The 23,626-nt window shown below is 73.9% G+C and carries 23 protein-coding genes and 1 other RNA gene; 13 read left to right on the forward strand and 11 right to left on the reverse strand.

Annotated elements, in window-relative coordinates; genetic code table 11:
* Window positions 1–27 precede the first annotated feature (27 nt).
* The 3 genes from OG618_RS12160 to OG618_RS12170 form a co-directional block, all read right to left on the reverse strand.
* On the reverse strand, window positions 28–1,212 hold the full coding sequence (locus tag OG618_RS12160; RefSeq protein ID WP_329487373.1) for an endonuclease/exonuclease/phosphatase family protein: 1,185 nt from the start codon (window positions 1,210–1,212) through the stop codon (window positions 28–30).
* Window positions 1,213–1,465: 253 nt separating this feature from the next.
* On the reverse strand, window positions 1,466–2,098 hold the full coding sequence (locus OG618_RS12165; protein WP_329487375.1) for a TetR/AcrR family transcriptional regulator: 633 nt from the start codon (window positions 2,096–2,098) through the stop codon (window positions 1,466–1,468).
* A gap of 190 nt (window positions 2,099–2,288) precedes the next feature.
* Window positions 2,289–3,917 (reverse strand): MFS transporter, encoded by a 1,629-nt coding sequence (locus tag OG618_RS12170; RefSeq protein WP_329487376.1) that lies wholly within the window; start codon window positions 3,915–3,917, stop codon window positions 2,289–2,291.
* A 344-nt stretch (window positions 3,918–4,261) separates the two neighbouring features.
* Between OG618_RS12170 and panB the strand changes: the two genes are divergently transcribed.
* The 3 genes from panB to OG618_RS12185 all read left to right on the forward strand — a co-directional run bounded on the left by panB (window position 4,262) and on the right by OG618_RS12185 (window position 7,119).
* Window positions 4,262–5,131, forward strand: coding sequence for a 3-methyl-2-oxobutanoate hydroxymethyltransferase (gene panB, locus OG618_RS12175; protein WP_329487377.1), 870 nt, complete (start codon window positions 4,262–4,264; stop codon window positions 5,129–5,131).
* Between the two features lie 156 nt (window positions 5,132–5,287).
* On the forward strand, window positions 5,288–6,310 hold the full coding sequence (locus OG618_RS12180) for an ATP-binding cassette domain-containing protein (protein ID WP_329487378.1): 1,023 nt from the start codon (window positions 5,288–5,290) through the stop codon (window positions 6,308–6,310).
* Window positions 6,307–7,119, forward strand: coding sequence for an ABC transporter permease (locus OG618_RS12185; protein WP_329487379.1), 813 nt, complete (start codon window positions 6,307–6,309; stop codon window positions 7,117–7,119). Before OG618_RS12180 ends, OG618_RS12185 begins: the two co-directional genes overlap by 4 nt.
* A 49-nt stretch (window positions 7,120–7,168) precedes the next feature.
* Here the strand turns inward: OG618_RS12185 and OG618_RS12190 are convergent, their stop codons facing one another.
* The gene (locus tag OG618_RS12190) at window positions 7,169–10,561 is read right to left on the reverse strand and encodes an AfsR/SARP family transcriptional regulator (RefSeq protein WP_329487380.1); all 3,393 of its coding nucleotides are present in this window, start codon (window positions 10,559–10,561) and stop codon (window positions 7,169–7,171) included.
* A gap of 142 nt (window positions 10,562–10,703) precedes the next feature.
* Here OG618_RS12190 and OG618_RS12195 point away from each other — a divergent pair, with 142 nt between their 5' ends.
* Window positions 10,704–11,519, forward strand: a complete 816-nt coding sequence (locus OG618_RS12195) for a site-2 protease family protein (RefSeq protein WP_329487382.1) — start codon at window positions 10,704–10,706, stop codon at window positions 11,517–11,519.
* Between the two features lie 10 nt (window positions 11,520–11,529).
* Here OG618_RS12195 and OG618_RS12200 read toward each other — a convergent pair whose 3' ends face one another.
* Both OG618_RS12200 and npdG read right to left on the reverse strand, forming a co-directional pair.
* The gene (locus OG618_RS12200; RefSeq protein ID WP_329487383.1) at window positions 11,530–11,724 is read right to left on the reverse strand and encodes a hypothetical protein; all 195 of its coding nucleotides are present in this window, start codon (window positions 11,722–11,724) and stop codon (window positions 11,530–11,532) included.
* Between the two features lie 99 nt (window positions 11,725–11,823).
* On the reverse strand, window positions 11,824–12,516 hold the full coding sequence (gene npdG / locus OG618_RS12205) for an NADPH-dependent F420 reductase (RefSeq protein WP_329487384.1): 693 nt from the start codon (window positions 12,514–12,516) through the stop codon (window positions 11,824–11,826).
* A 47-nt stretch (window positions 12,517–12,563) separates the two neighbouring features.
* On the opposite strand from npdG, the gene OG618_RS12210 reads away from it, so the two are divergent.
* The 3 genes from OG618_RS12210 (at window position 12,564) to OG618_RS12220 (ending at window position 15,352) form a co-directional block, all read left to right on the forward strand.
* Window positions 12,564–13,163 carry a hypothetical protein gene (locus tag OG618_RS12210; protein ID WP_329487386.1) on the forward strand — a complete coding sequence of 200 codons (600 nt, stop codon included), beginning with the start codon at window positions 12,564–12,566 and terminating at the stop codon, window positions 13,161–13,163.
* Between the two features lie 88 nt (window positions 13,164–13,251).
* Complete coding sequence (locus tag OG618_RS12215; RefSeq protein WP_329487387.1) at window positions 13,252–14,583, forward strand: MFS transporter; 1,332 nt, start codon at window positions 13,252–13,254, stop codon at window positions 14,581–14,583.
* Between the two features lie 100 nt (window positions 14,584–14,683).
* Window positions 14,684–15,352: a GNAT family N-acetyltransferase gene (locus OG618_RS12220; RefSeq protein WP_329487388.1), complete on the forward strand. Its 669-nt coding sequence runs from the start codon at window positions 14,684–14,686 to the stop codon at window positions 15,350–15,352.
* Between the two features lie 63 nt (window positions 15,353–15,415).
* On the opposite strand, the gene OG618_RS12225 is transcribed toward OG618_RS12220, so the two are convergent.
* A complete protein-coding gene (locus OG618_RS12225; protein ID WP_329487389.1) occupies window positions 15,416–15,640 on the reverse strand; it encodes a hypothetical protein in 225 nt (74 codons plus the stop codon).
* A 105-nt stretch (window positions 15,641–15,745) separates the two neighbouring features.
* Between OG618_RS12225 and map the strand changes: the two genes are divergently transcribed.
* Window positions 15,746–16,591: a type I methionyl aminopeptidase gene (gene map, locus OG618_RS12230; protein WP_329487390.1), complete on the forward strand. Its 846-nt coding sequence runs from the start codon at window positions 15,746–15,748 to the stop codon at window positions 16,589–16,591.
* A 22-nt stretch (window positions 16,592–16,613) separates the two neighbouring features.
* Here the strand turns inward: map and OG618_RS12235 are convergent, their stop codons facing one another.
* Window positions 16,614–17,315 carry a bifunctional DNA primase/polymerase gene (locus tag OG618_RS12235; protein ID WP_329487391.1) on the reverse strand — a complete coding sequence of 234 codons (702 nt, stop codon included), beginning with the start codon at window positions 17,313–17,315 and terminating at the stop codon, window positions 16,614–16,616.
* 453 nt (window positions 17,316–17,768) lie between these two features.
* Between OG618_RS12235 and OG618_RS12240 the strand changes: the two genes are divergently transcribed.
* Together OG618_RS12240 and OG618_RS12245 are read left to right on the forward strand one after the other, a co-directional pair.
* Complete coding sequence (locus OG618_RS12240; protein WP_329487392.1) at window positions 17,769–17,999, forward strand: hypothetical protein; 231 nt, start codon at window positions 17,769–17,771, stop codon at window positions 17,997–17,999.
* A 26-nt stretch (window positions 18,000–18,025) separates the two neighbouring features.
* Window positions 18,026–18,226 (forward strand): hypothetical protein, encoded by a 201-nt coding sequence (locus OG618_RS12245; protein ID WP_329487393.1) that lies wholly within the window; start codon window positions 18,026–18,028, stop codon window positions 18,224–18,226.
* Between the two features lie 39 nt (window positions 18,227–18,265).
* Here OG618_RS12245 and OG618_RS12250 read toward each other — a convergent pair whose 3' ends face one another.
* Window positions 18,266–18,937, reverse strand: a complete 672-nt coding sequence (locus OG618_RS12250; protein ID WP_329487394.1) for a PadR family transcriptional regulator — start codon at window positions 18,935–18,937, stop codon at window positions 18,266–18,268.
* Window positions 18,938–19,343: 406 nt separating this feature from the next.
* Between OG618_RS12250 and OG618_RS12255 the strand changes: the two genes are divergently transcribed.
* The 3 genes from OG618_RS12255 (at window position 19,344) to OG618_RS12265 (ending at window position 21,473) form a co-directional block, all read left to right on the forward strand.
* Window positions 19,344–20,639 (forward strand): hypothetical protein, encoded by a 1,296-nt coding sequence (locus OG618_RS12255; protein WP_329487395.1) that lies wholly within the window; start codon window positions 19,344–19,346, stop codon window positions 20,637–20,639.
* A 76-nt stretch (window positions 20,640–20,715) separates the two neighbouring features.
* Complete coding sequence (locus tag OG618_RS12260; protein ID WP_329487396.1) at window positions 20,716–21,114, forward strand: ACT domain-containing protein; 399 nt, start codon at window positions 20,716–20,718, stop codon at window positions 21,112–21,114.
* A 101-nt stretch (window positions 21,115–21,215) separates the two neighbouring features.
* A complete protein-coding gene (locus OG618_RS12265) occupies window positions 21,216–21,473 on the forward strand; it encodes a Prokaryotic metallothionein (protein WP_329487397.1) in 258 nt (85 codons plus the stop codon).
* Window positions 21,474–21,552: 79 nt separating this feature from the next.
* Here OG618_RS12265 and rnpB read toward each other — a convergent pair.
* Both rnpB and OG618_RS12275 read right to left on the reverse strand, forming a co-directional pair.
* Window positions 21,553–21,951: RNase P RNA component class A (rnpB, locus tag OG618_RS12270), an RNA gene on the reverse strand.
* 13 nt (window positions 21,952–21,964) lie between these two features.
* Window positions 21,965–23,464, reverse strand: a complete 1,500-nt coding sequence (locus OG618_RS12275; protein WP_329487398.1) for a DHA2 family efflux MFS transporter permease subunit — start codon at window positions 23,462–23,464, stop codon at window positions 21,965–21,967.
* Window positions 23,465–23,626: the final 162 nt, after the last annotated feature.

Raw genomic sequence — 23,626 nt, forward strand, 5'->3', positions numbered from 1 at the left:
CACCGGCCGGCGGTCGGCCGCCGGTGGTCACCCCTGGTAGCGGTAGGTGGCCGCGATCGCGAGGTGGTCGCTGCCGTCGTGGCCCAGGGTGCGGGAGTCGGTGGGCTTCAGACCGCCCTTGCTCATGATCTGGTCGATCCGGGCCATCGGGAAGGACGCCGGCCAGCTGAAGCCGAAGCCGTCACCGGCCGCGCCCTGGGCCGAGCGCATCTGCGAGGTGACCGGCGCCAGGCTGCGGTCGTTCATGGTGCCGTTGAGGTCACCGAGCAGCAGCACCTTCTTCAGCGACTCGGCCTCGATCGCGTCACCCAGGGCCTGGGCACTGGCGTCCCGCTGGTTGACGGTGAAGCCGCCCTCGGCCTTCAGCCGGACGGACGGCAGGTGCGCGACGTACACCGCGACCGGACCCTGCGGGGTACCGACCTGGGCACGGAAGGCCCTGGTCCAGCCCATCTTGATGTCCACCACCGAGACGCCGCTGATCGGGTACTTCGACCAGAGCCCGACCGTGCCCTCCACCGCGTGGTACGGGTAGCTGTCGGCCAGCCCGGTCTCGTAGGCGCGCAGCGGCCGGCCGGCCAGCTCCTGGAGCGCGACGATCTGGGCGCCCGAGTCCTTGAGCAGCTGCACCGTGCGCTGCGGATCGGTGTTGGCGGCGGCCACGTTGTGGCTGACCACCATCCAGTCCCCGGCGCCGCCGCTCTTGTCGCTGAGCAGCCCGCCGAACATGTTGAACCAGATCACCACCGGCAGCAGCAGCGCGATCAGCGCGGTGGCGGAGCGGCGCAGCAGGGCCGGCACCAGCAGGACGGGTACGGCCAGGCCGACCCAGGGCAGGAAGGTCTCCAGCAGGCTGCCGAGGTTGCCGACGGTGTTGGGCACCTCGGCGTGGAAGGCCAGCAGGGCGGCGGCGAGCAGGGCGAGGGCGGCGAGGAGCAGGCCGCGCCGCCAGGGGTTGCTGCCCCGGGCGTCCCGGCCCCAGCCGCGCAGGCCGAGGAACCCGGCGCCGGAACCGGACCGGCCGGCACCCCCCGGACCACCGGGCCCGGGACCGCCGAGGCCGGGGCCGGGGCCGGGTCCGCCGAGGTCACCGGCGCCACCGGGGCTACCGGCGCCGTCCGGGCCGGTGCCGGTGCCGGTGCTCCCGGCGGTGGCCGGGGCTCCGCCTCCCGCCGCCGGTGCCGTCCGGTCCGTCCAGTCCGCCTGCGCCATCCCGTGGCTCCCGTTCGTTCGTGCCGTCTGCCGGTCCGACGCGCGACCCCGCCGGAGGGCGGGCACGGTGCCGGACTGGTGCCGGTTTGATCGGATTCCCGGCTCAGCCTATGCCGGGACAGACGCGGGCTCCGGGGAGCGGGTTCCGGCGTGGCCCGGTTTGGTGAGCCAGGCCACGCCGGGAAGCCGCACGGAGGCCCCCGCGGCAGGTCGGTCGCGGCAGGCCGGTCGCGACGGAGCGCGGCGGGGCGGGTCAGTCGCGGGTGGCCGGGCCGGCCAGGCCCTGGAGCAGCGCGTCGATCATCGTGGTGGCGAGCTCGGGATCGTCGAGGTCGGACTCCTCCCACAGGATGCTGCGGGTGAGGATCGGACCGATCAGCAGGTCGGCGAGGAGTTCCTCGCCGAGGTCGCCCCGGAGCACGCCCTCGGCGACGCCCCGGCGGATCAGGTCGCGCGCCATCACCCGGCGCGGCCCGATCACCCGTTCCCGGTAGGCCGCGTGCAGCTCGGGCCAGCTGTGCATCTGGCTGAGCGCGGCCTTGAGCACCCAGCGGGAGCGCTTGGCGAGGCCGCGGATGCGCATGTACTCGACCATCGCGATCAGGTCGTCCCGGACGGCGCCGCCGGTGCTCTCCGGGACGGGCGCCTCCAGCCGGCTGACCATGTCGACCAGCAGGGCCTCCTTGTTGGGCCAGCGCCGGTAGATGGTGGCCTTGCCGACGCCGGCGGCGGTGGCGATGCCCTCGATGGTCAGCTCGGCCAGACTGCTGCCGGCCGCCATGAGCTCCTCGACGGCGGTGAAAATGGCCTGCTCGGCCGCCTCGCTGCGCGGGCGGCCCCGCCGCGGGCTCGTGCAGTCCGGCGCGACCGTGGTGTCCGTCTTCATCCCCGCTGGTCTCCCTCGATGGTCGCGGGCGCGCGGCGCCGTTCCAGTACCGATTGTCGTCCGCACTCCGGCCCGGTGGAAGCCGCCGTACGCACATGGCCCCGGCCGCCCGGACGGGTCCGGGCGGCCAGGGGCCCATTCTCGCTCAGCTCGGCCGCAGCTCAGCCGGGGTCCGGCCGGCCGCGACCGGTCAGGCGTCGGCCGCTTCGGTCTCCCGCACGGGGCCGGCCGCCTTCGCCGGGGCGGGTGCGCCCCCCGGCGCGCCGCCGGGGCCGCCCGCCGTGATCCGGCCGGGGAGCAGGAACCAGGCGAGCAGGGCGCCGACCGCGGTGACTCCGGCCGAGAGGCCGGCCACCACGTGCATGGCGTCGATGAAGGAGGCGTTCGCCGGGCCGATCAGCTCGGCGCCCTGCGGCCCGAGCCGGCCGGCCACGGCCATGGTGGCCTCCAGGGACTCACCGGCCTTCTCCCGCAGCGCGCCGGCCGGCAGCTTGTCCAGCTGGTCGGACATCCCGTTGCGGTAGACGGTGGAGAGCACCGCGCCGAGCACGGCCACCCCGAGCGAGCCGCCGACCTGGCGGAAGGTGTTGTTGATCGCCGAACCGGCACCGGCCTTCTCGCGCGGCAGCGAGCCCATGATCGCGACGGTGACCGGCGGCATCACGTGCGCCATGCCGCTGCCCATCAGCAGGCCGAGGACCACCAGCACCCAGATCGGCGTGTCGACGTCGAGCAGCAGGTAGCCGAGGAAGCCGATCGCGATCAGGGCCATGCCGCCGGCGCAGGTGGCGCGGACGCCGAAGCGGTCCACCACCAGCCGGGCCCGCGGGGCGAACAGCAGCTGGGCGGCGGCCAGCGGCAGCATCAGCATGCCGGCCTGCAGGGCGCTGTAGCCGCGCACGCTCTGGGTGTAGAAGACGCCGAAGAAGGAGACGCCCATCAGCGCGAAGAAGACCACGCCGACGACGACCACGGAGGCGCTGAACACCTTGTTGCGGAACCAGCTGATGTCCAGCGCCGGGTACGCGGTGCGGCGCTCGAACCAGACGAAGGCGACCAGCGCGACCACGCCGACCAGCACCGGCCCCCAGGCCTCCGGGGAGGTGAAGTCGGCCAGCTCGCCGCCCTTGATGATGCCGAAGATCAGCGCGACCAGGCCGATGATCGAGAGCAGCACGCCGATCGGGTCGAGCCGGCCCGGGTTCGGGTCCTTGGACTCGGGCACCAGCAGCACCATCGCGATCACGGCGACCACCACGATCGGGACGTTGATCAGGAAGACCGAGCCCCACCAGAAGTGCTCGATCAGCAGGCCGCCGGTGATCGGGCCGATCGCGATGGCCAGGCCGACCGCGCCGGCCCAGATGCCGATCGCCTTGGGCTGCTCGGCGCGCTCGAAGACGTTCATGATGATGGCGAGCGTGGCGGGCATCGCCAGCGCGCCGCCGACCCCCATCAGCGCGCGGTAGCCGATGAGTTCACCCGGCGAGGCGGCCATCGCGGAGAGCAGCGAGGCGATCCCGAAGACCACCATGCCGGCCAGCAGGGCGCGCTTGCGGCCGAACCGGTCACCGAGCAGCCCCGCCGTGAACAGCAGCCCGGCGAAGACCAGGGTGTACGAGTTGATCGACCATTCCAGGTCGCTCTGGCTGGCGCCGAGCCCGGTGGGCGCGGGTGACGCGATGGTCTTCATCGCGACGTTCAGGATCGAGTTGTCGAGGACGACGACGAGGAGGGCGAGCACCAGGGTGCACAGGATCGCCCAGCGTCGGCGGTGGATGGCTTCCGGCACCCGAGGTGGCGCGGCTGCGGTGGTCATTGCGGTCTTCCCGTCCGTGGTGGCGTGTCACTGGCGGGCCTTTGCGAGTCGTATGCGTCTCGTAACCCCCGCGATCACCCTAGCGCGACTTTCGATACGAGACGAATCCGTTTCGTAAAGCTCGGGCAAAGGCTCGGCGCCGGGCCGGCGCGGCGAGCCGCACCGGGCCGGTGCGCGTCGGTCGGCCGGGCCGGGTGCCGCACCGGGCGCCCGGCCGGTGTGCCCTAGATCGCAGCGCGGTCCGGGCACGCCTCTTTGCGCCCGCGCCGGGGCGTGCAAGCATGGAGGGGATCCGGGGACGCCACACGGCGCCACGAGACGACAACCCTTCAGGAGCCTGTTCGATGAACGCTTCTTCGCCTTCGCCTGCCCAGAACCAGGCGTCGACCGCGACCCTCTACGGCGGGGTCACCAACCGCCGCGTCACCGTCCGCGACCTCGCCGCCGCCAAGCAGCGCGGCGAGAAGTGGTCGATGCTCACCGCCTACGACGCCCTCACCGCGGGCGTCTTCGACGAGGCCGGCACCCCCGTCCTGCTGGTCGGCGACTCGGCGGCCAACTGCCACCTCGGCTACGAGACCACCGTGCCGGTGACCATGGATCAGATGGTGATGCTCTCCGCCGCCGTCGTCCGCGGCACCAAGCGCGCCATGATCGTCGCCGACCTGCCCTTCGGCTCCTACCAGGAGTCCCCCGCGCAGGCCATGCACAACGCCGTCCGGCTGATGAAGGACGCCGGGGTCGGCGCGGTCAAGCTGGAGGGCGGCGAGCGCAGCGCCCGGTCGATCGAGCTGCTGGTCGAGGCCGGCATCCCGGTGATGGCCCACATCGGCCTCACCCCGCAGTCCGTGCACGCCTTCGGCGGCTACCCCGTCCAGGGCCGCGGCGACGAGGCGGCGCACCGGATGCTGCGCGACGCCAAGGCCGTCCAGCAGGCCGGCGCCTTCGCCGTCGTCCTGGAGGCCGTCCCCGCCGAGCTGGCCGCCCAGGTCACCGAGCAGCTGGCGATCCCGACCGTCGGCATCGGCGCCGGGGTGGACACCGACGCGCAGGTGCTGGTCTGGACGGACATGGCCGGCATGACGGCGGGCCGGGTCCCGAAGTTCGTCAAGCAGTACGCCGACCTGCGGGCCGTCCTCGGCGAGGCCGCCCGCGAGTTCGCCGCCGACGTGCAGTCCGGCGCCTTCCCGGCCCCGGAGCACACCTTCCACTGACCGGCCGGTACGGGCCCCGCTCCGCTCGGAGCGGGGCCCCACCCGTGCCCGGGACGCCGCGCCGGGAGCGCCGCGACAGCGGTATGACAGCGGGCCGCCCGGGCCCGGGCACACCGTGACAGCAGACTGTCAGTGGGGGCGGACAGTCTGGGGGGCATGACACGAATCGCCACTGCCCCGAACGACCGGGGGCCCGCCGCGGGCAATGCCGTAGAGGTGCGCGGCATCGTCAAGCACTACGGCGCGACCAAGGCACTCGACGGTGTCGACCTCACCGTCCGCGAGGGCACCGTGCTCGGCGTGCTCGGCCCGAACGGCGCCGGCAAGACCACGCTCGTCCGGGTCCTCTCCACGCTGATCAAGCCGGACGCCGGCACGGCCTTCGTCGGCGGCTACGACGTGCTGCGCCAGCCCAAGCAACTGCGCCGCACGATAGGCCTGACCGGCCAGTACGCCTCCGTCGACGAGATGCTCTCCGGCTACGAGAACCTCTACCTGATCGGCCGGCTGCTGGACCTCTCCCGCAAGGACGCCAAGGCCCGCGCCACCGAGCTGCTGGAGCGCTTCTCGCTCACCGAGGCCGCCAAGCGCGTCGCCAAGACCTACTCCGGCGGCATGCGCCGCCGCCTCGACCTGGCCGCCAGCATGATCGGCCGGCCCCGGGTCCTCTACTTGGACGAGCCCACCACCGGCCTGGACCCGCGCACCCGCAACGAGGTCTGGGACGAGGTGCAGCGGATGGTCGGCGAGGGCACCACCGTGCTGCTCACCACCCAGTACATGGAGGAGGCCGAGCAGCTCGCGAACGAGCTGACCGTGATCGACCGCGGCCGGGTGATCGCCTCCGGCGGGGTGGCCGAGCTCAAGGCCCAGGTCGGCGGCCAGACCCTGCAGGTCCGCCCGGCGCACCCGGGCGAGCTCTCCGAGATGGCCCGCTGCCTGCGCGAGAGCGGCATCGCCGGGGCCACCGTCTCGGCCGACACCGGCCTGCTGTCGGTCCCGATCACCGACGAGGCGCAGCTGACCGCCGTGGTCGGGGTGCTCGGGACCCGCGGTTTCGCCATCGCCGGCATCGACACCCTGGTCCCCAGCCTGGACGAGGTCTTCCTCACCATCACCGGCAAGCCCGCGACCGTCGCGGCCGCCGCCCCGAGCCTCGCCAAGGAGCCCGTCGCATGACCACCGCAACGCTCGCCCCCGCCCGGGTGGAGGACACCCGGATCGGCCTGGCCGGCACCTTCCGGCACATCGGGGCGCTGACCCGCCGCAACCTGATGCGGATCAAGGCGGACCCGGAGTCGATGTTCGACGCGGTGCTGATGCCGATCATCTTCACCGTGCTCTTCGTCTACGTCTTCGGCGGGGCGATCTCCGGCGGCCAGGACGCGTACAAGCAGTACATGATCCCCGGTCTGCTCGGGCAGACCGGCCTCACCCTGGCGATGGCCGTCGGCACCGGTCTGAACAGCGACTTCCAGACCGGGGTGATGGACCGCTTCCGCACCCTGCCGATCGGACGCTCCGCCGTCCTGCTCTCCAAGATCGCCGCGGAGACCTGCCGGGCGCTGGTCTCCTTCGCCATCCTGATCGGCTTCGCGCTGATCCTCGGCTTCGAGGTGAAGACCGGACCGCTGGAGGCGCTGGCCGCGGTCGGCCTCTCGCTGGTCTTCGGCATGTCGATCGTCTGGATCTCGATGCTGCTCGGCATGGCGATGAAGAGCGCCCAGGCCGTCCAGGGAGTGTCCATGCTCGTCCTGATGCCGATGCAGTTCGGCAGCTCGATCTTCGCGCCGACCGACACCATGCCGGGCTGGCTGCAGTCCTTCACCAAGGTGAACCCGCTCTCGGCGCTCGCCGACGCCTGCCGCGCGCTGCTCAACGGCGAGGGCGCGGTGGCCCACCCGGTGCTCATCGTGCTCGGCTGGTCGATCGGCATCACCGCGGTCTTCGCGCCGCTCGCGGTGGCCCGGTTCCGCAAGCGGACCTGAGGGCCCGCACCACCTGGTCCGCCGGCCGGCCGACCCCTGGGACGGGGGGTCAGCCGGCCGGCCAGTCGATCATCCGCTCCAGCAGCGCGTTCGCCTCGGCGATCGAGCGGCAGGCGCCCAGCGCGCGGGCCTCGGCGAAGGCGTCCTCACCCAGCCGGGCCCGCAGGCCCGCCTCGGTCCGCTCGCTCTCCACCCGCTCCAGGTAGCCGCCCTTGGGCCCGGTCAGACCGACGTGCGCGCCGAGCAGGACCGCCGCCCGGCGGGCCGCCTCGTCGTCGTCGTCCCGCTCGGCATAGGCCCACAGGACACCGACCGCCGGAAGCACCATCATCACGGACATCTGCTCCGCGAAACCGCTCGTGGTGTCCGTCAGCTCGCGCAGCAACCGCCGCCCCTCCCGCAGGAGTTCCATCCCGCGGTCCGGATCCCCGGAACGGGCCACCATCCAGCCCCGGGTGACCGTCAGCAGCCCGCCGACCAGGCCGGGGGCGAAGCCGCCCACCTTGGTCCCGCTCAGCTGGTCCAGCTCGCGCAGCGCGGCGTCGAACTCACCGCGCTGGGCGTGCACCGCGCAGAGCATCAGGTGCCCGAAGAGCAGCGCGCCGTTGGCCGCGTGGCTCTCGCCCGGCTCGACCGAGGCCAGGGCCTCCCGGATGTGCCGCTCGCCGGCGTCGAGGTCGATGCCGAGCATCGCACCGCCGAGCTGTACCTGCAGCATCGGCACCTCCTGCGGGGCGCCCAGCAGTTCGGCCAGTTCGATGGCGCGCTCGTAAGCGAGGACGGCCTCCTCGGACCGGCCCTCGTTGGACATCGACTCGCCGCGGGCCGCGTAGGCCTGGGACATCCCCCACCGGTCGCCGCAGCGCCGGAACAGCTCCAGCGACTCCTCGCCGTCGCGCAGGGACTGCTCCATCCCGCCGGGCCAGTCGTTCATCATCTTGGCCCGGATCTGCAGGATGAACGCCAGGTCGTTGTCGCTGCCGTGCACGCGGCAGCCGTCCACCGCGTCGTTCAGCAGGTCGCGCAGCAGCTCCAGCTTGCCGGCCAGGAACGCCCCGAACACCCGCATCAGGCCCGGGAACCGGTAGGCCTGCGGGAGGTCCGGGGTGTACGCGTCGAGCAGGTTCCGGGAGAGCCGCAGCGCCTCCGGGTCGCCGAGCACCTCCAGGTTGCCCTCGAAGAGCCCGACCAGCCGGTACATCACCACCTCGCGGCGGGCCTCCTCGGCCACCCTCGGCGGCAGCGGCATGCCGTACTCCAGCACCGGCCGCTCCAGCGGCCGCAGCGGCAGGGTGGCCGGGTCGAACGGGTCCGGGCCGAGCGCGGCCACCGCCTCGTACCACTCCCGGGCCTCCAGCCCGAAGCCGCGCAGCGACCAGTACCAGCTCATGCCGAGCACGAGGACCAGTGCCTCGTGCTCGTCGCCGCGGTCGACCGCCCGCCGCAGCGCCGCCCGGATGTTCTCCTGCTCCCGCTCCAGCACCGCCAGCCAGGTCAGCTGCTCCGGTCCGTGCAGGCGCAGTTCGGCGGTCCGGACCAGCTCGCGGAAGTGCTCGACGTGCCGGCGCCCGGTCTCGCTCCGCTCGGCCGCCTCGGCCAGCCGCTCGGTGGCGTACTCGTGGATGGTCTCCAGCATCCGGTAGCGGGGCAGGCCCTCGCCGCCCAGGTCGGCCACCAGCAGCGACTTGTCGACCAGCGAGAGCAGGGCGTCCGCGACCTCCTCGCGGGGCACCTCGGCCTCGTCGGCGCAGATCGCCTCGGCGTCCTCCAGCCGCCAGCCGCCGGCGAAGACCGAGAGCCGGCGCAGCACCGCCCGCTCCTGCTTGCCCAGCAGGTCCCAGCTCCAGTCGACCACCGCGCGCAGGGTCTGCTGACGGGGCAGCAGGGTGCGGCTGCCGCCGGTGAGCAGCGCGAAGCGGCCGTCCAGCCGGTCGGCGATCTGGCGGGCCGTCATCACCCGCAGCCGGGCGGCGGCCAGTTCGATGGCGAGCGGCAGGCCGTCCAGCCGGCGGCAGATCTCGGCACAGGCGGCCGGATCGCTCTGCGGGTCGAAGCCCGGGCGGGCGGCGGCGGCGCGCTCGACGAGCAGCCGCAGCGCGACCGGGTCGGGCAGCGGTTCGACCGGCAGGACGCTCTCCCCGGGGACACCGAGCGGTTCGCGGCTGGTGGCGAGGACGGTGAGGCCGGGGCACTCGGCGAGCAGCTGGTCGGTGAGGTCGGCGGCGGCCTGGATCAGGTGCTCGCAGTTGTCCAGCACGAGCAGCATCCGGCGGTGGCCGCAGTACTCGACCAGCCGGCGGAGCGGATCCTCCGCGCGGCTCTCCAGCGCCTCGGCGACCAGGCTGCCGGTGTGCAGCAGCGTCTCGCGCAGCCCGAGCGCGGAGACCACCGCGGCCGGGACGGCGAGCGGGCTCTCCAGCGGGGCGAGTTCGGCCAGCCAGACGCCGTCCGGCCAGTGGCCGGCGGCCTGCTCGACGCGGCCGGCCTCGATCGAGAGCCTGGTCTTGCCGGAGCCGCCGGGGCCGGTCAGGGTGACCAACCGGCTGCCGGCCAGGGCGGTGCGCAGTGCGCCGAGGTCGTCCTCCCGGCCGACGAAGCTGGTGAGCCGGCCGCGCAGATTGCCCGCGCCGCGGGTCGGCGCCGCCGGCGGTGCCTGCTCGGGAGCCGGCGGCGGCCCGGACGGCCTTGGCGCCCCGACCGGGGCCAGCAGTTCGGCGTGCAGGTCCTGGAGGCGGCGGCCCGGATCGGCGCCGAGCTCGTCCGCCAGGGCGTGCCTGGTCCGCTCGTAGTGACGCAGCGCCTCGGCGGTGCGCCCGCTCTCGTGCAGGGACCGGATCATCAGGTACTGCAGGGGCTCGTCCAGCGGCTGCCGCTCGCAGAGTTCGGCGAGTTCGGCGGTGAGTTCGGCGGCCCGGCCGAGGCCGAGGTCGGCGGTGATCCGGTGCCGGCGGGCCTCGTCCCGCTGGGCCTCCAGCCGGGTGGCGGGGCCGCCGCGGTCGGGGAGGTCGGCGAGGGCCGGTCCGCGCCAGAGCGCCAGGGCGGCGCGCAGCCGCTCGGCGGCCAGCGCGTGGTCGGCCTCCTCCAGCGCCCGGCGGCCCTCGCCGGCCAGCCGCTGGAAGTCGCCGAGGTCCGTCCGCGGCTCGGTCAGCCAGTAGCCGGCCGGGCCGGAGCCGATCTGGTCGCGGCCGACGGTGCGGCGCAGCCGGCCGACCAGGGTCTGCAGCGCGGCGGAGGAGTCCTGCGGTGGCTCGGTGTCCCACACCTCGTCCACCAGGAGGTCGGCCGGCACCGGCCGTCCCTGCCGCAGGACCAGCGCGGCGAGCAGCGCCCGCAGCCGGGCACCGCCGAGCGGGACCGGCGTGCCGTCGTCGTGGTGGGCGGTGGTGGTACCGAGGATGCCGTAGTGCACCCGCCCATTCTGGTCGATGAAGGGTCGTGCCACGCACGCATTTCCGGGCCGGGCCCGGAGACCGGAACCGGGACCGCTGCTCCGGACGTTCACCGGGGACGGCTTGTCCGGCAACGGGCCCGCCGGGCATGATCGGTCCCCTGCCCGCACCCCAGACCTCCGGAGCGACCACGTCATGACCTTCGCCGCAACGCAGCGCTCGCGCCGCGAGGACCGACGGATCAGCCCGGTGTTCTGGGCCATGCTGGCCACCCTCGCGACCTCCGGCTGGGCGGTCTACGCGGGCTACGGCAACGCCCGGTTCGGGATCTTCCTGTTCGTGGTGGCAGGCTGGATGGTCTCGCTGTGCCTGCACGAGTACGCGCACGCCCGCACCGCCCTGCACGGCGGCGACATCACCGTCGGCGCCAAGGGCTACCTCACGCTCAACCCGCTCAAGTACGCGAACGCGCTGCTCAGCTTCGTGCTGCCGATCGTCTTCGTGCTGCTCGGCGGCATCGGCCTGCCCGGCGGGGCGGTCTGGATCGAGCGGCACCGGATCAACGGGCGACTCAAGCACAGCCTGATCTCGGCGGCCGGCCCGCTGGTGAACCTGGCCGCCGCGGTGCTGATCCTGGTCCCGGTGGGCGCCGGCTGGCTGGACGGCACCGAGGTGCACGCGGTCTGGAACGGCTACGAGCTGAGCGTGTCGCCGCTGGCGCTGGCCCTGGGCTTCCTCGGCATGCTGCAGCTCAGCGCGACCCTGCTGAACCTGCTGCCGGTGCCGGGTCTGGACGGCTACGGGATCATCGAGCCCTGGCTGTCCCACAAGGCCCGCCGGGCGGTCGAGCCGTTCGCCCCGTACGGGATGCTGGCGATCTTCGCGCTGCTCTGGCAGCCCGAGGTGAACCACTACTTCTTCGAGGCCGTCTACGGCGTGATGGACCTGCTCGGCGTCGACCGGCTGTACGCCCAGGTCGGCCACGACCTGTTCACCTTCTGGAAGAACTAGCCGGCCGGCTTCAGGAGGCCGCGGCGCGCTCGGCCGCGGCCTTCGCCAGCTTCGCCCGGCGCAGGTTCAGCCAGAGGACGTTGCTGGCCACGCCGGCCAGCGGGATCCAGACCAGGCCCACCCAGTCGCCCCGCACCAGGGAGACCACGGCTGCGGCCAGCGCGAGGACGACGACGATCGAGGCGAAGAGGGACGTGCGGGGCATGGCGGGGGGCTCCTAGGGCCGGGTGACGGACGGCCCCATTCTCGCCGATCTCACCCCCGGGCCGGGCCCGGGGGTGAGATCGGCGCGCCCCGGCGCCGGTCAGACGTCGGTGATCCGCAGGCCCGCGTGGGCCTTGTAGCGGCGGTTGACCGAGATCAGGTTGGCGACCAGGGACTCCACCTGGTGGGCGTTGCGCAGCCGGCCGGCGAAGATGCCGCGCATCCCGGGGATCCGGGCGGCCAGCGCCTGGACCAGGTCGGTGGCGGCCCGCTCGTCGCCCAGCACCATCACGTCGGTGTCGATCCGCTCGACCGACTCGTCCTGGAGCAGCACCGCCGAGAGGTGGTGGAAGGCGGCGGTGACCCGGGAGTCCGGCAGCAGCGCGGCGGCCTGCTGGGCGGCACTGCCCTCCTCCGGCACCAGCGCGTACGCGCCCTGCTTGTCGAAGCCGAGCGGGTTGACGCAGTCCACCACGATCTTCCCGGCCAGCTCCTCGCGGAGGGCGGTGAGGGTGGCGGCGTGCCCGTCCCAGGGCACCGCGACGATCACGATGTCGCTCTCGCGCGCGGTGGTCGCGTTGTCGGCGCCGCGCACGCCGAGGCCGAGTTCGGCCGCCGAGGCCTCGGCGCGGGCCGCGTCACGGGAGCCGATGATCACCTGCTGGCCGGCCTTGGCGAGCCGGTGGGCGAGCCCCCGCCCCTGGTCGCCGGTGCCACCGAGGACACCGACCACCAGCTGCGAGACGTCCGGCAGCTCGTGGGCCGGGTTTGTCGCTGAATCGAGGGAAGTCATGGGCCGATCCTGCCAAACGCCCGGCCCGCCGCGACATTCTGTGGCCCATGGACGAGGTGAGAGTTTCGGCACTCCGCGAGCGGCTGACCGGCACGGGCTGGCTGGAGGCGGTCGGCGGCTTCGCCGGCTCGCTGCGCCACGCCGTCTCCCGGCGCGGGGCGGGCGCGCTGCTGCTGGTCGGCACCGAGGAGTACGAGCCCTGGCACCTGGCCGCCCATCTGGACGACGAGGCGGCCTGGTCCGACGTCCCCCGGCTGGCGCCGACCCTGCTGCGGCACCGGGTGCCCGCTCGGGCGCCGGCCCATCTGGCGCACGGCCTGCGGCGGCTGACCGAGGCCGGGCGCGGGGCGACGGTGCTGGTGGTGGCGCCCACGGCGGCCGGGGCGCCACTGCTCGAACGGGTCCACGACGCGCGACGGGGCGGGGCGACCGTGCTCGCCCTGGACGGCCCCGCCGAGCGGGGCGAGCTGGCGGGGCTGGCGCACGAGCGGCTGGCGGTCGGCACCGGCGAGGAGGAGCCGTTCGACCTCGCGCAGCACCTGGTCAGCGCCGCCGCAGGGCAGGCGCCGGCCCGGCGCGGCGCGCTCGGCCGGCTGGCGGCGCTGGCCGGGCGGCTCGGCTCGGGGCCGGGGCTCAGCCGCTGGTAGCGGCGGGCGGGGAAGACGGCACCCGAGGCGGTGGGACGGGCGAAAATCCGTTGCGGCCCCGAGGGGGCGGCGCCGAGGATGGTCGTTCGTGAACGACGCCGAACCACCTCCGTCCGGGCGAGTCCGGACACTGCTGACCTCCCTGCGCCCCGACCTGGCACCCTGGCACTCCTCCCGGGACTTCCGGCTGCTCTGGCTCTCGGGCTGCATCACCAGCCTCGGCAGCTTCCTCACCTACGTCGCCGTGCCGATGCAGATCAAGGACCTCACCGGCTCCTCCTTCGCGGTCGGCCTGGTCGGCGCCTTCGAGCTGGTGCCGCTGATCGTCTTCGGCCTCTGGGGCGGCGCCCTGGCCGACGCGCTGGACCGGCGCAAGCTGGTGCTGTTCTCGGAGGCCGGGCTCGGCCTGCTCACCGGTCTGCTGCTGATCAACGCGCTGCTGCCGACACCGGTGCTCTGGCCGGTCTACCTGGTGGCCGCCCTGGTCGCCGCGACCGACGGCCTGCAGCGCCCGGCCCTGGACTCGCTGACCCCGCGGATCGTCCCGCACGACCAGCTGACCGCCGCTTTCGCGCTCAACTCGCTCTACCGCAACGCCGGTTCGGTGGCCGGCCCGGCGCTGGCCGGGATCATCGTGGCCTTCGCCGGGGTCCAGACCGCCTACGCGCTGGACGTGCTCACCTTCGGCGCCTCGCTGCTGCTGCTCGCCCGGATCCGCGCGGTGCCGCCGCCCACCGGCGCCGAGAAGCCGTCCGTGCGGGCCGTCCTGACCGGGGTCCGCTACGCCTGGAGCCGCAAGGACCTGCTGGGCACCTACGCGATCGACGTCTGCGCGATGCTGTTCGCCTTCCCGGTGGCGATCTTCCCCTTCCTGGCCTCGGAGCTGGGCGCCGACTGGGCGCTCGGCCCGATGTACGCGGCCTCGGCGGTGGGCGCGCTGGCGGTCTCGGCGACCAGCGGCTGGACGTCCCGGGTCCACCGGCACGGCCGGCTGCTGGTGGTGGCCGCGCTCGGCTGGGGCGCGGCGATGGCCCTGGCCGGTCTCTGCGGCGCCGTCTGGCCGGTGCTGCTCTGCCTCGCCCTGGCCGGCGGGGCCGACCAGATCAGCGGGATCGCCCGCTCGACCATGTGGAACCAGTCCATCCCCGACGAGGTGCGCGGCCGGATGGCCGGTGTCGAGCTGCTCAGCTACTCGGTCGGCCCGCAGCTCGGCCAGGTCCGGGCGGGCGGGATGGCCGGTCTGGTCGGCGTCCGGGCCTCGGTCTGGGCCGGCGGTGTGGCCTGCGTGGTCGGCGTGCTGGCGCTCGCCGCCGCGCTGCCCCGGCTGCTCTCGTACGACGACCGCACCGACCCGCACGCGGCGGCGGTGCGCGCCGAGCACGCGAAGGCCGAGGAGGCACGGGCCCGGGCGGCGGTCTGACCGGCCCGGTCCGGTGCCACGCCCCGAGAAAGTAAGTGACATAGATGGCTTGAGACTATTACCCTGGACTCCGTTGACGTCCGGCGAGCGGAGGGTGGCCATGCTGGAGATCACGGCGGAGAACGTCGTACGGAGCTGGGTGGACGGCTGGGTCGTGTCGCGGTCGGCCGCGCCGCCGATCGTGGAGCCCTGGGGCTACACCGTCGACGTCGGCCTCACCGACCACGTGACCCGGCACGTCCTGGACGCCACCGGGGACGCCGTACGGGAGGCCGACGTCCGCAAGGTCGCCGGCGCGGTGCGCGCCCGGGGGACGTGGCTCAAGGTCTTCGCGGATCCCGCCGTCATCGCCCCCTGGCTCGGACCCGACTGGTGGGTCGACGACGAGCCGGCCTTCCTGATGACCGTCCGGCTGACCCCCGCCCCCGGGCTCACCGCCCCCGCGGGCTACCGCCTGCGCACCTGGGCCCGCGGCGAGGTCGTCCGCGCCCTGGTCACCGCCGAGGACGGCGCACTGGCGGCCCGCGGCCAGATCGGCGTCTGCGGCGCGACCGCCGTCGCGGACCAGATCGAGACCTCCGCCGAGCACCGCCGCAAGGGCCTCGGCTCACTGGTCATGCGGGCGCTGGCGGGCGCGGCGCACGACCGGGGCGCCCAGACCGGGGTGCTGGCCGGGACGCCGGACGGGCGCGCGCTGTACAGCACGCTGGGCTGGCGGGTGCTCGCCCCGCTGACCAGCGCCAAGTACGTCGGCCCGCAGGGCGCCTGACACGGCGCCGCCCCTGCCCCGCCGCGGTGGCGGGCCAGGGGCGGGGCAGCGCCGGTCGCGGGGTCAGCCCTCGGTCGGCCGTCCGTCGAAGCGCTCGTCGTCGTTCTTCCACTCCCGGTTGCGCTCCTCGGCGGTCTCCAGCGCGTGGGCCGCCTCCTCACGGCTGGCGTACGGGCCGAGACGGTCCTTGGCGGGGCACTCCGGCCCCTCCTCCACCTTGGCGTGCTTGATGCAGTAGAACCACTCGCCCGGCAGTCCGGTCGGCTTGCGGTGGAATCCCAGGGGCATGGCGGTCACTCCCGTTCGATGGGCCTGTCGTCACTGATCATCGCGCGCGGCCGCCCGTCCCGCACACCCCCGGAGGGCCGGGGACCGGCGGATAGACTCGCGACCATGGCTCTCGTACCCGGCATCCAGTCCCCCACCCGCAAGGTCCCGGCGCACATCGCTCGCCCCGAGTACGTCGGACGGCCCGCGCCGGCGCCGTACACCGGGCCCGAGGTGCAGACCGCCGAGACCATCGAGAAGATGCGGATCGCGAGCCGGATCGCCGCCCGGGCGATGGCGGAGGCCGCCAAGCTGATCGCGCCGGGCGTCACCACCGACGCGCTGGACGCCGTCGCCCACACCTACATGTGCGACCACGGGGCCTACCCGTCCGACCTCGGCTACCGGGGCTTCCCCAAGTCGATCTGCACCTCGATCAACGAGGTGATCTGCCACGGCATCCCCGACTCGACCGTGCTGCAGGACGGGGACATCGTCAACATCGACGCCACCGCGTACATCCACGGGGTGCACGGCGACCTCAACGCCACCTACCTCTGCGGCGACGTGGACGAGGAGTCCCGGCTGCTGGTGGAGCGCACCCGGGAGTCGCTCGCCCGGGCGATCAAGGCGGTCAAGCCCGGCCGGCAGATCAACGTGATCGGCCGGGTCATCGAGTCCTACGCGAAGCGCTTCGACTACGGCGTGGTGCGGGACTTCACCGGGCACGGCATCAACACGTCGTTCCACTCCGGCCTGATCGTCCCGCACTACGACAGCGAGCGGGCCACCGAGGTGATCAAGCCGGGGATGACCTTCACCATCGAGCCGATGCTGACCCTGGGCACCTACGACTACGAGATCTGGGCCGACGGCTGGACGGTCGTCACCAAGGACCGCAAGCGGACCGCCCAGTTCGAGCACACGCTGGTCGTCACCGCCGACGGCGCCGAGGTCCTCACCCTGCCGTAGCCCGCTCCCCCGGGTGGGCGCGCTAGCCGATCAGCCACTGCTCCTCGGCGACCGCGCCCACCTCGGTGCAGGCGTCGGTGAGCACGTCCAGGACGCGCAGCGGATCCGGCAGCGGCTGCTCGGGCCCGCGGAGCCAGCGCACCTGCGAGCCGTCCGGCAGCGCGGCCGGCGGCAGCAGGGTGTACGAGCCGCGGCAGTGCCAGCGCAGACCGGGGTGCTCGGACATGGTGTCCGGCGTGGAGTCCAGCGCGCTCGGCCACCACTCGTCCTCGTCCACCGGGGTGCCCCTGGTGGACGTGAAGAAGAGGTAGCGGTCCTCGCCGACGGCGGCCACCGGACCCTCGACGCCCAGCGCCGCGAGCCGCTCCAGCGCCAGCCGGCCGGCCTCGGCCGGGACGTCCAGGACGTCGTGGGCACGGCCGGTGGCGGTGATGAAGTTGGCCAGTGGGTCCCGCGAGAGCCAGCGGGCGACCTGCTCCGGCTCGGTGGTCGCCTGGCTCTGCCAGGCGAAGGAGACCGGGTGCTGCGCGGGGGCCGGACAGGCCACCCGGTCGCAGGAACAGCGGTAGCCGGCCGGATGGGCGGCGGGTGCGAGCGGGAAGCCGGCGCGCACGGCGCCCAGCAGCTGATCCAGTCTGGCGGCGGGGCTGTCCGCGTCGGCCGACCGGGCCCGCTGACGTTCACGCTTCTGCCACCAGGTCGTCCACCTGCTGCCGGCTTCCATCGGGCCCCTTCCGCGCATTGCCGTGCCTGGTGTGACACAGCATTCGACGTACCACTCCGACGCAACGCACAGCGCCCCCCGCTGCTTCCCGGGACGGTGCTCGGCCCTGCTGTCCGCGCCCCGTCGGCCGGAGCCGGGGTTGCCGGACGGCCGACGCCCGGGTCACGGCACGGAGTCGCGGCAGTACAGAGACTGCGGCTCGGCGGCCCGGCGGGCACACCGCTGTGCGCCTCACCCGGCCCGTACGGGGCCCGCTGACCCGGGTGAACCCCGAGGGCGTAACAGGAAGGATAAGGGTGCGCGGGCCCTTCGGATGACCGGGGGCGGTGCCTCTCCGGTCACACTCCCGGCACCCGGCCCTCACAGTGCCTCCCCGCGCCGCCGTACCGCCCCGCCCGCGGTCGGCCACCGGTCGCCCGCCGGTCCGCCGCGGCGGGGTGAGACCCTGGTGGGGTGAAGAGCGCGGACACCGAATTCGTCGGCGGCCCCCTGGACGGCCGGATCCTCCCGATCCCGTTGGGGCCGATGTACGGCGTGCCCAAGACCTACAAGGTGCCGGTCCCCGCGCACGGGGAGACTCCCGCGCGCACACTGGTGTACGTCCGGGTCAAGGAGCAGCGGGGCCTCCGCTGGTTCTGGCGCTACGAGTACGACGAGACGGCCACCGCCCGCACCTCCGGGTGACGGCCGCTCCCCCCGGGAGGACGGCGATGGCGAAGACCGTACGGACCCGCACCCGGCGCCGGCCGCAGGCCGTGACGCAGCACAACCGGCAGGTCGCGGTGGTCACCGCCGCCCTGCTGGTGGTGGTCAGCCTCTACAGCGCGGCGCTCGGGCCGAACGCCTGGCTCTGGTTCGGCTGGACGGTGCTGCTGCTCGCCTGCGTGGCACTGTTCGCCGTCCGCGGCTGAGCGGCGGCACCGTCCGCCGTTCCCGCCCCCCTCGGGCCGTCAGGCATCCTCGGCGAGGATCAGGTAGAGCTTCTTGCGGGCCTCGTTGAGCACCGCGAGGCCCTTGGCGCGCTGCGCCTCCGTCCCCGTCGCCACCACCTGCCGGATCGCCTGGTCGACCGCACCGAGCGCCTGGCCCACCTCGTGGACGGCCTCCCAGTCGACCTCCCGGCCGGCCTCCGCCCACGGCTCGGCGGGCCCGGCCTCGGCCTCGGCCCGGCCGGACTCGGTCAGCGAGACCAGTCGCTTGCCGCCCACCTCCTCGGCGGTGATCAGGCCCTCCTCCTCCAGCAGTTGGAGGTTGGGGTAGATCGAGCCCGGGCTCGGCCGCCAGGCCCCGCCCGTCCGCTCGGCGATCTCCGCGATCATCTCGTAGCCGTGCATCGGCCGTTCCTTGAGCAGCGCGAGCAGCGAGGCCCGCACGTCCCCGCGCCGGGCCCGCCCGCCGCGCCGGCCGCGCGGACCGTGCCCGCGCCCGCCGTGCCCGCCGAAGCCGTGGCCGAACGGCCCGCCCGGCGGCCGCCCGGGACCGCCGCCGAACGGCGGCCCGAACGCGCCGAACGCCCCACGGCCCTCTCCGCCCTCACCGGGGAACTCCCCGAACTCCGGGCCCCGCCCGCGGCGCCGACCGCCGCGCGGACCCTCTTTCCCGAATCGCGTTCCAGAGCGCATCGCGCTCACCTCCTGTGGATCGGACAGCATTCACGTCACTGTCTCAATAGCTCGACGATATATCGCTGACTATCGCTCGTCAATCGTTGCCGAGTGGGTCGCGCGTGTTTGCGGCCGGCCGGGACGGGCCACCGCCGCCGGGACGTCTCCCGGCGCGCTGCCGACCGGTCGCCGTGGGGCCGGGCCGGACCGGGCCGGTGAACGGACGGCACTGTCACGGGAGTCGGGGCGGCCGGTACCGGTCGCGGGCGGCCCGCCGGTGGTGAACCCGGGCCGGTGCGGGGGCCGTCAACCGTGGTGTCGGCCCTCCGGGCCGGCCGGTTCGGCCCCGCTCGCCGTGGGCGCGCGGGGCCGAACGACGGCTCACCCCGGTCAGACGGCTGACCGATGCCCAGGAGGTCCGCGCATGGCACCGAAGAAACCCGTGAAGGTCCTGCTCGGAAGCACGACGCTGGCCTGTCTCAGCGCCGGCGTGATCGCGGTCGCCGGCGTGGCGTCCGGGACGGAGGGGACGGGGGCGACCGCCTCCGTCGCGGCGGTCGGCAAGGCCCGCCCGGCCCTGACGTTCAGCAGCCTGGACGGCCCCGTCACCCCGGAGGAGATCAAGTCCTTCACCGCGTACATCAAGACGCTCACGCCGGCCGCCGACAACATCGGCAACCAGTGGGCCCAGGGCCACAGCGGCGAGGACACCAAGGCGATGGGCCTGGTGTACGAGGTCTCCGCCGACCGCGCGATCCTCGACCGGATGATCGTCTTCTGCGACGCCGTCCTCTCCGAGCGCAACGACCTGGCCAAGCGCCCGGTCGGGCAGCACGTGCTCTGGACCGGCAAGGTCGACCCCGCCTGGCCCAACGACGTCACCACCAAGCCCGTCGGCACCGGCGGCGAGCAGGGCGACCCGGTGGGCCACCTCGCCAACTGCGCCCGGCTGATCCTGCGGACGCCGGCGCTCTGGCAGACGCCGGTGACCACCGGCGACCCGCACGGGTACGGCGCCACCTACCTCGACCGGGCCAAGCGGTTCGTCGCCGAGGCGGACACCGCCGTCGACCGGCACATCCTCGCCCGGCTGCTGGACGTCTCCAAGGGCAACCGCCAGTACTTCGCCGCGGACTCGCCCTACAAGGGCGGCCAGCCGGTGCCGTGGAACCAGCAGATGATGTTCGACTACGCCTTCCAGAACCTGGCGATCGCCCACCAGCTCCTCGGCGACGACCCGAAGCGGGTCAAGCGGTACGACGCCCTGGTGCAGAGCAGCGTCGACTGGTTCTTCTCCTCGGTGCGCACCTACACCGACCACGCCGGCAGGCCCGCCTACGACTGGGGGTACGCCCCGGCGACCAACGGCAAGGAGGACAACAACCACGGCAGCCTGGACTGCGCGGGCCTGTACCGGGCCTACCTGTCCGGCCGCTACAAGATCACCCCGGCCATGCTGGCCCCGCTCGCGAACACCTTCGTGGACGTGATGAGCAAGCCGCCGCACCACTACGCGGGCAAGATCGACGGCACCGACGGCGCCGGGAACAGCGCGCCCACCGACTACGTCCGCAGCGGCTGGCTGCTGATGGCCGAGTTCCGGCCCGACGCCTACCAGAAGCTGATGAACGCCAACTTCCCCAAGCGGACCACCACGGCGGACGACCAGTTCTCGCGCGCCCTGATGCTCAAGAGCCGGCGCCACAAGACGCAGGGCTGACCGGGGGCCGGGCCCGGGCACCGACACGCCGCGACGGCGGGCCGGTGCCCGCCCCCCAGCCGTTACGGTGGCGGGCATGGCCGGAGAACGAGATCTTGCGACCCTGCTGCGCGGCATGCGCCCGCGGCTCAACCCGGGGCGCTACGTGTACTGCACGCTGCCCGCGAAGGTGCCCGCCGGGATGCGGCCGGTGGTGACGGTCGCCGAACCCGAGGGGGTGACGGTGGTGGTCGCGCAGGAGGAGGCCGACGCGCTCGGCCTGCGTTACGAGTACGTGGCGGCCTGGATCACCCTGCACATCCACTCGGCGCTGGAGGCCGTCGGCCTGACCGCCGCCGTGGCGGTGCGGCTCGCCGAGGAGGGGATCAGCTGCAACGTGGTGGCCGGCTTCCACCACGACCACCTGTTCGTCGGCGCCGACGACGCCGACCGCGCGGTGCGCGCCCTGGAGGAGCTGTCCGCCCGGTCCGCCTGACCGGGTGCGCCGAGTGGCCGCTCCCCCCGGGGGCTCCGAGACTGGGAGGGCTGAGCGCCCGCCAGGTCGGTCAGCCCCCCGACAGGAAGGGAGACGGCCCCATGGCGGTCTGCGACGTCTGCTCCAACGACTACTGGCTGTCCTTCGAGATAAAGACGATCACCGGCGACGTGTACACCTTCGACAGCTTCGAGTGCGCGATGGAGAAGCTCGCCCCGCGCTGTGAGCACTGCCAGGTCCGGATCGTCGGCCACGGCGTCGAGGTCGCCGGCCGGTTCTTCTGCTGCGCGCACTGCGCCCGGGTCAACGGCGGCCTGGGCGAACAGATCCGCGACGCGGTCGGGGCCCACCCGGCCTGAGCGGCGCACGGACCGGTCGCTCCCGGCACGGGCGGGCGCTGCCCGCGCCCGTGCCGGGGCGGGCGGGAGCGGAGAGGGGCGGAAGAGTCGGCCTGTACGCCGGGTTCTGTCTCCTGGGCTGCTCGCGCGGCCCGGGGAGGCGGTCATCCATCTAGGACTGCCGTTGCCGACAGCCTCGTGCGGTCTACCCGCGGACTCGGGCGAGCAGCCCTCGAACATCCGCGCACGGTGCCCGGGGGCACCGATCTTGACCTTGCTCCAGGTGGGGTTTACCGAGCCGGCCGAGTCACCCCGGTCGCTGGTGGTCTCTTACACCACCGTTTCACCCTTACCCGCCGCCGAAGCGGTGGGCGGTCTGTTTTCTGTGGCACTGTCCCGCGGGTCACCCCGGGTGGGCGTTACCCACCACCCTGCTCTGTGGAGCCCGGACGTTCCTCGGCGGGCCCTGAGGACCCGTCGCGACCGCCCGGCCGGCTCTTCCGCCGTAGTGGTCATCGTAACCGCTCGGGCGGGGCGTCCCGTACCCCGGCCCGGACGAGGGGCGGGTCGCCGCCGAGGCGGGCGGCCACCCGGGTGGCGGTGCCGGTGGCCCAGGCCGTGGTGGTGACCAGCCCGAGGAGGAGGATCGCGAGGCCCAGCCCGGTCACGATCCACCAGCCGGCGTGGCTGGCCGGGGCGAAGCCGGTGGCGACCGGGCCCACGACGGCCGAGGTGACCACCGTGCCGATCACCGCGACGCCGAGCGACTGGCCGACCTGGCGGCTGGTCGAGGCGACCGCCGCCGCCACCCCCGCCTGGGCGCGCGGCATCCCGGAGACGGCGGCATTGGTGATCGGCGCGTTGACCATGCCGAAGCCGAAGCCGAACAGCGCGTAGGCGGCCAGCAGCAGGCCCGGCGGGGAGTCGGCGGTGAGCCGGGTGAGCAGCAGCCCGCTGGCGGCGAGGCCGAGACCCGCCGCGACCAGCGGGCCGCGCGGCCCCCGGCCGCCGACGATCCGGCCCGAGAGCGGCGCGCAGACCAGCATCATCCCGGCCATCGGCAGCGTCCACAGGCCCGCCTCGACCGGGCTGTAGTGCCGGACGTTCTGCAGGTACAGGGTATTGAGGAAGAGGAAGCCGCCGAGCGCGGCGAAGGCGCAGACGGCGGTGACGGTGGCTCCGGTGAACGGCGCGCTGCGGAAGAACCGCGGGTCGACCAGCGGCTCGGTCACCCGCAGCTCCCAGAACGGGAAGGCCACCAGCGCGGCCAGCGCGGCCGCGCCGAGCCCGAGGATCAGCGGGGACGTCCAGCCGTGCTCGGGGCCCTCGATGATCGCGGCGGTGCCGCAGCCGAGCAGCACCACCATCAGCACCTGGCCGACCGGGTCCAGCCGGCGGGGCCGGGGCGAGCGCGACTCGGGGACGTAACGGGCGGTCAGCAGGCAGGCGACCAGCCCGACCGGGACGTTGATCAGGAAGATCGCCGGCCAGCCGGCGATGTCCACCAGGAACCCGCCGAGCAGCGGGCCGAGCGCCATCGAGATGCCGACCACCCCGCCCCAGACGCCGATCGCCCGGGCCCGCTCGCGCGGTTCGGTGAAGGTGTTGGTGATGATCGACATCGCCACCGGGTTCAGCATCGAACCGCCGACGGCCTGCACCGCCCGGAACACCACCAGCCACTCCAGGCTGGGGGCCAGGCTGCAGAGCAGCGAGCCGAGCACGAAGAGCAGCAGACCGGTCTGGAACACCCGGCGGCGGCCGAAGCGGTCGGCCACCGAGCCGAACAGCATCAGCAGCGAGGCCAGCACCAGGGTGTAGGCATCGATGATCCACTGCAGGCCGGAGGCCGGGGCGTCGAAGTCCTGCTGGATCGCCGGGAGGGCGATGTTCACCACGGTGTTGTCGAGCCCGACGATGAACAGGCTCAGGCAGCAGATCCCGAGGATCAGCAGCCTGCGGCGCCGGCCCGGGTCGGCGGACGGCGCGGGGAGGGAGGTCGGTTCGGCCACGGGTCGATCCTCCCACCCGGGCGCCCCGGAGCGGCGGTGGATCGGCCCGTCCGGGTGGCGCGGCCCCGGACGGTCCGGACGGGTCCGGGCGGTCCGGGCGGAGGCCCGGGCGCGGGGGTCCGGCGCGGGGGGCCGGCGCGGGGGGCGTCGGAACGCGCGTCA

It is taken from the genome of Kitasatospora sp. NBC_01246 (genome assembly GCF_036226505.1).
In the GTDB taxonomy this organism is placed as follows: domain Bacteria; phylum Actinomycetota; class Actinomycetes; order Streptomycetales; family Streptomycetaceae; genus Kitasatospora.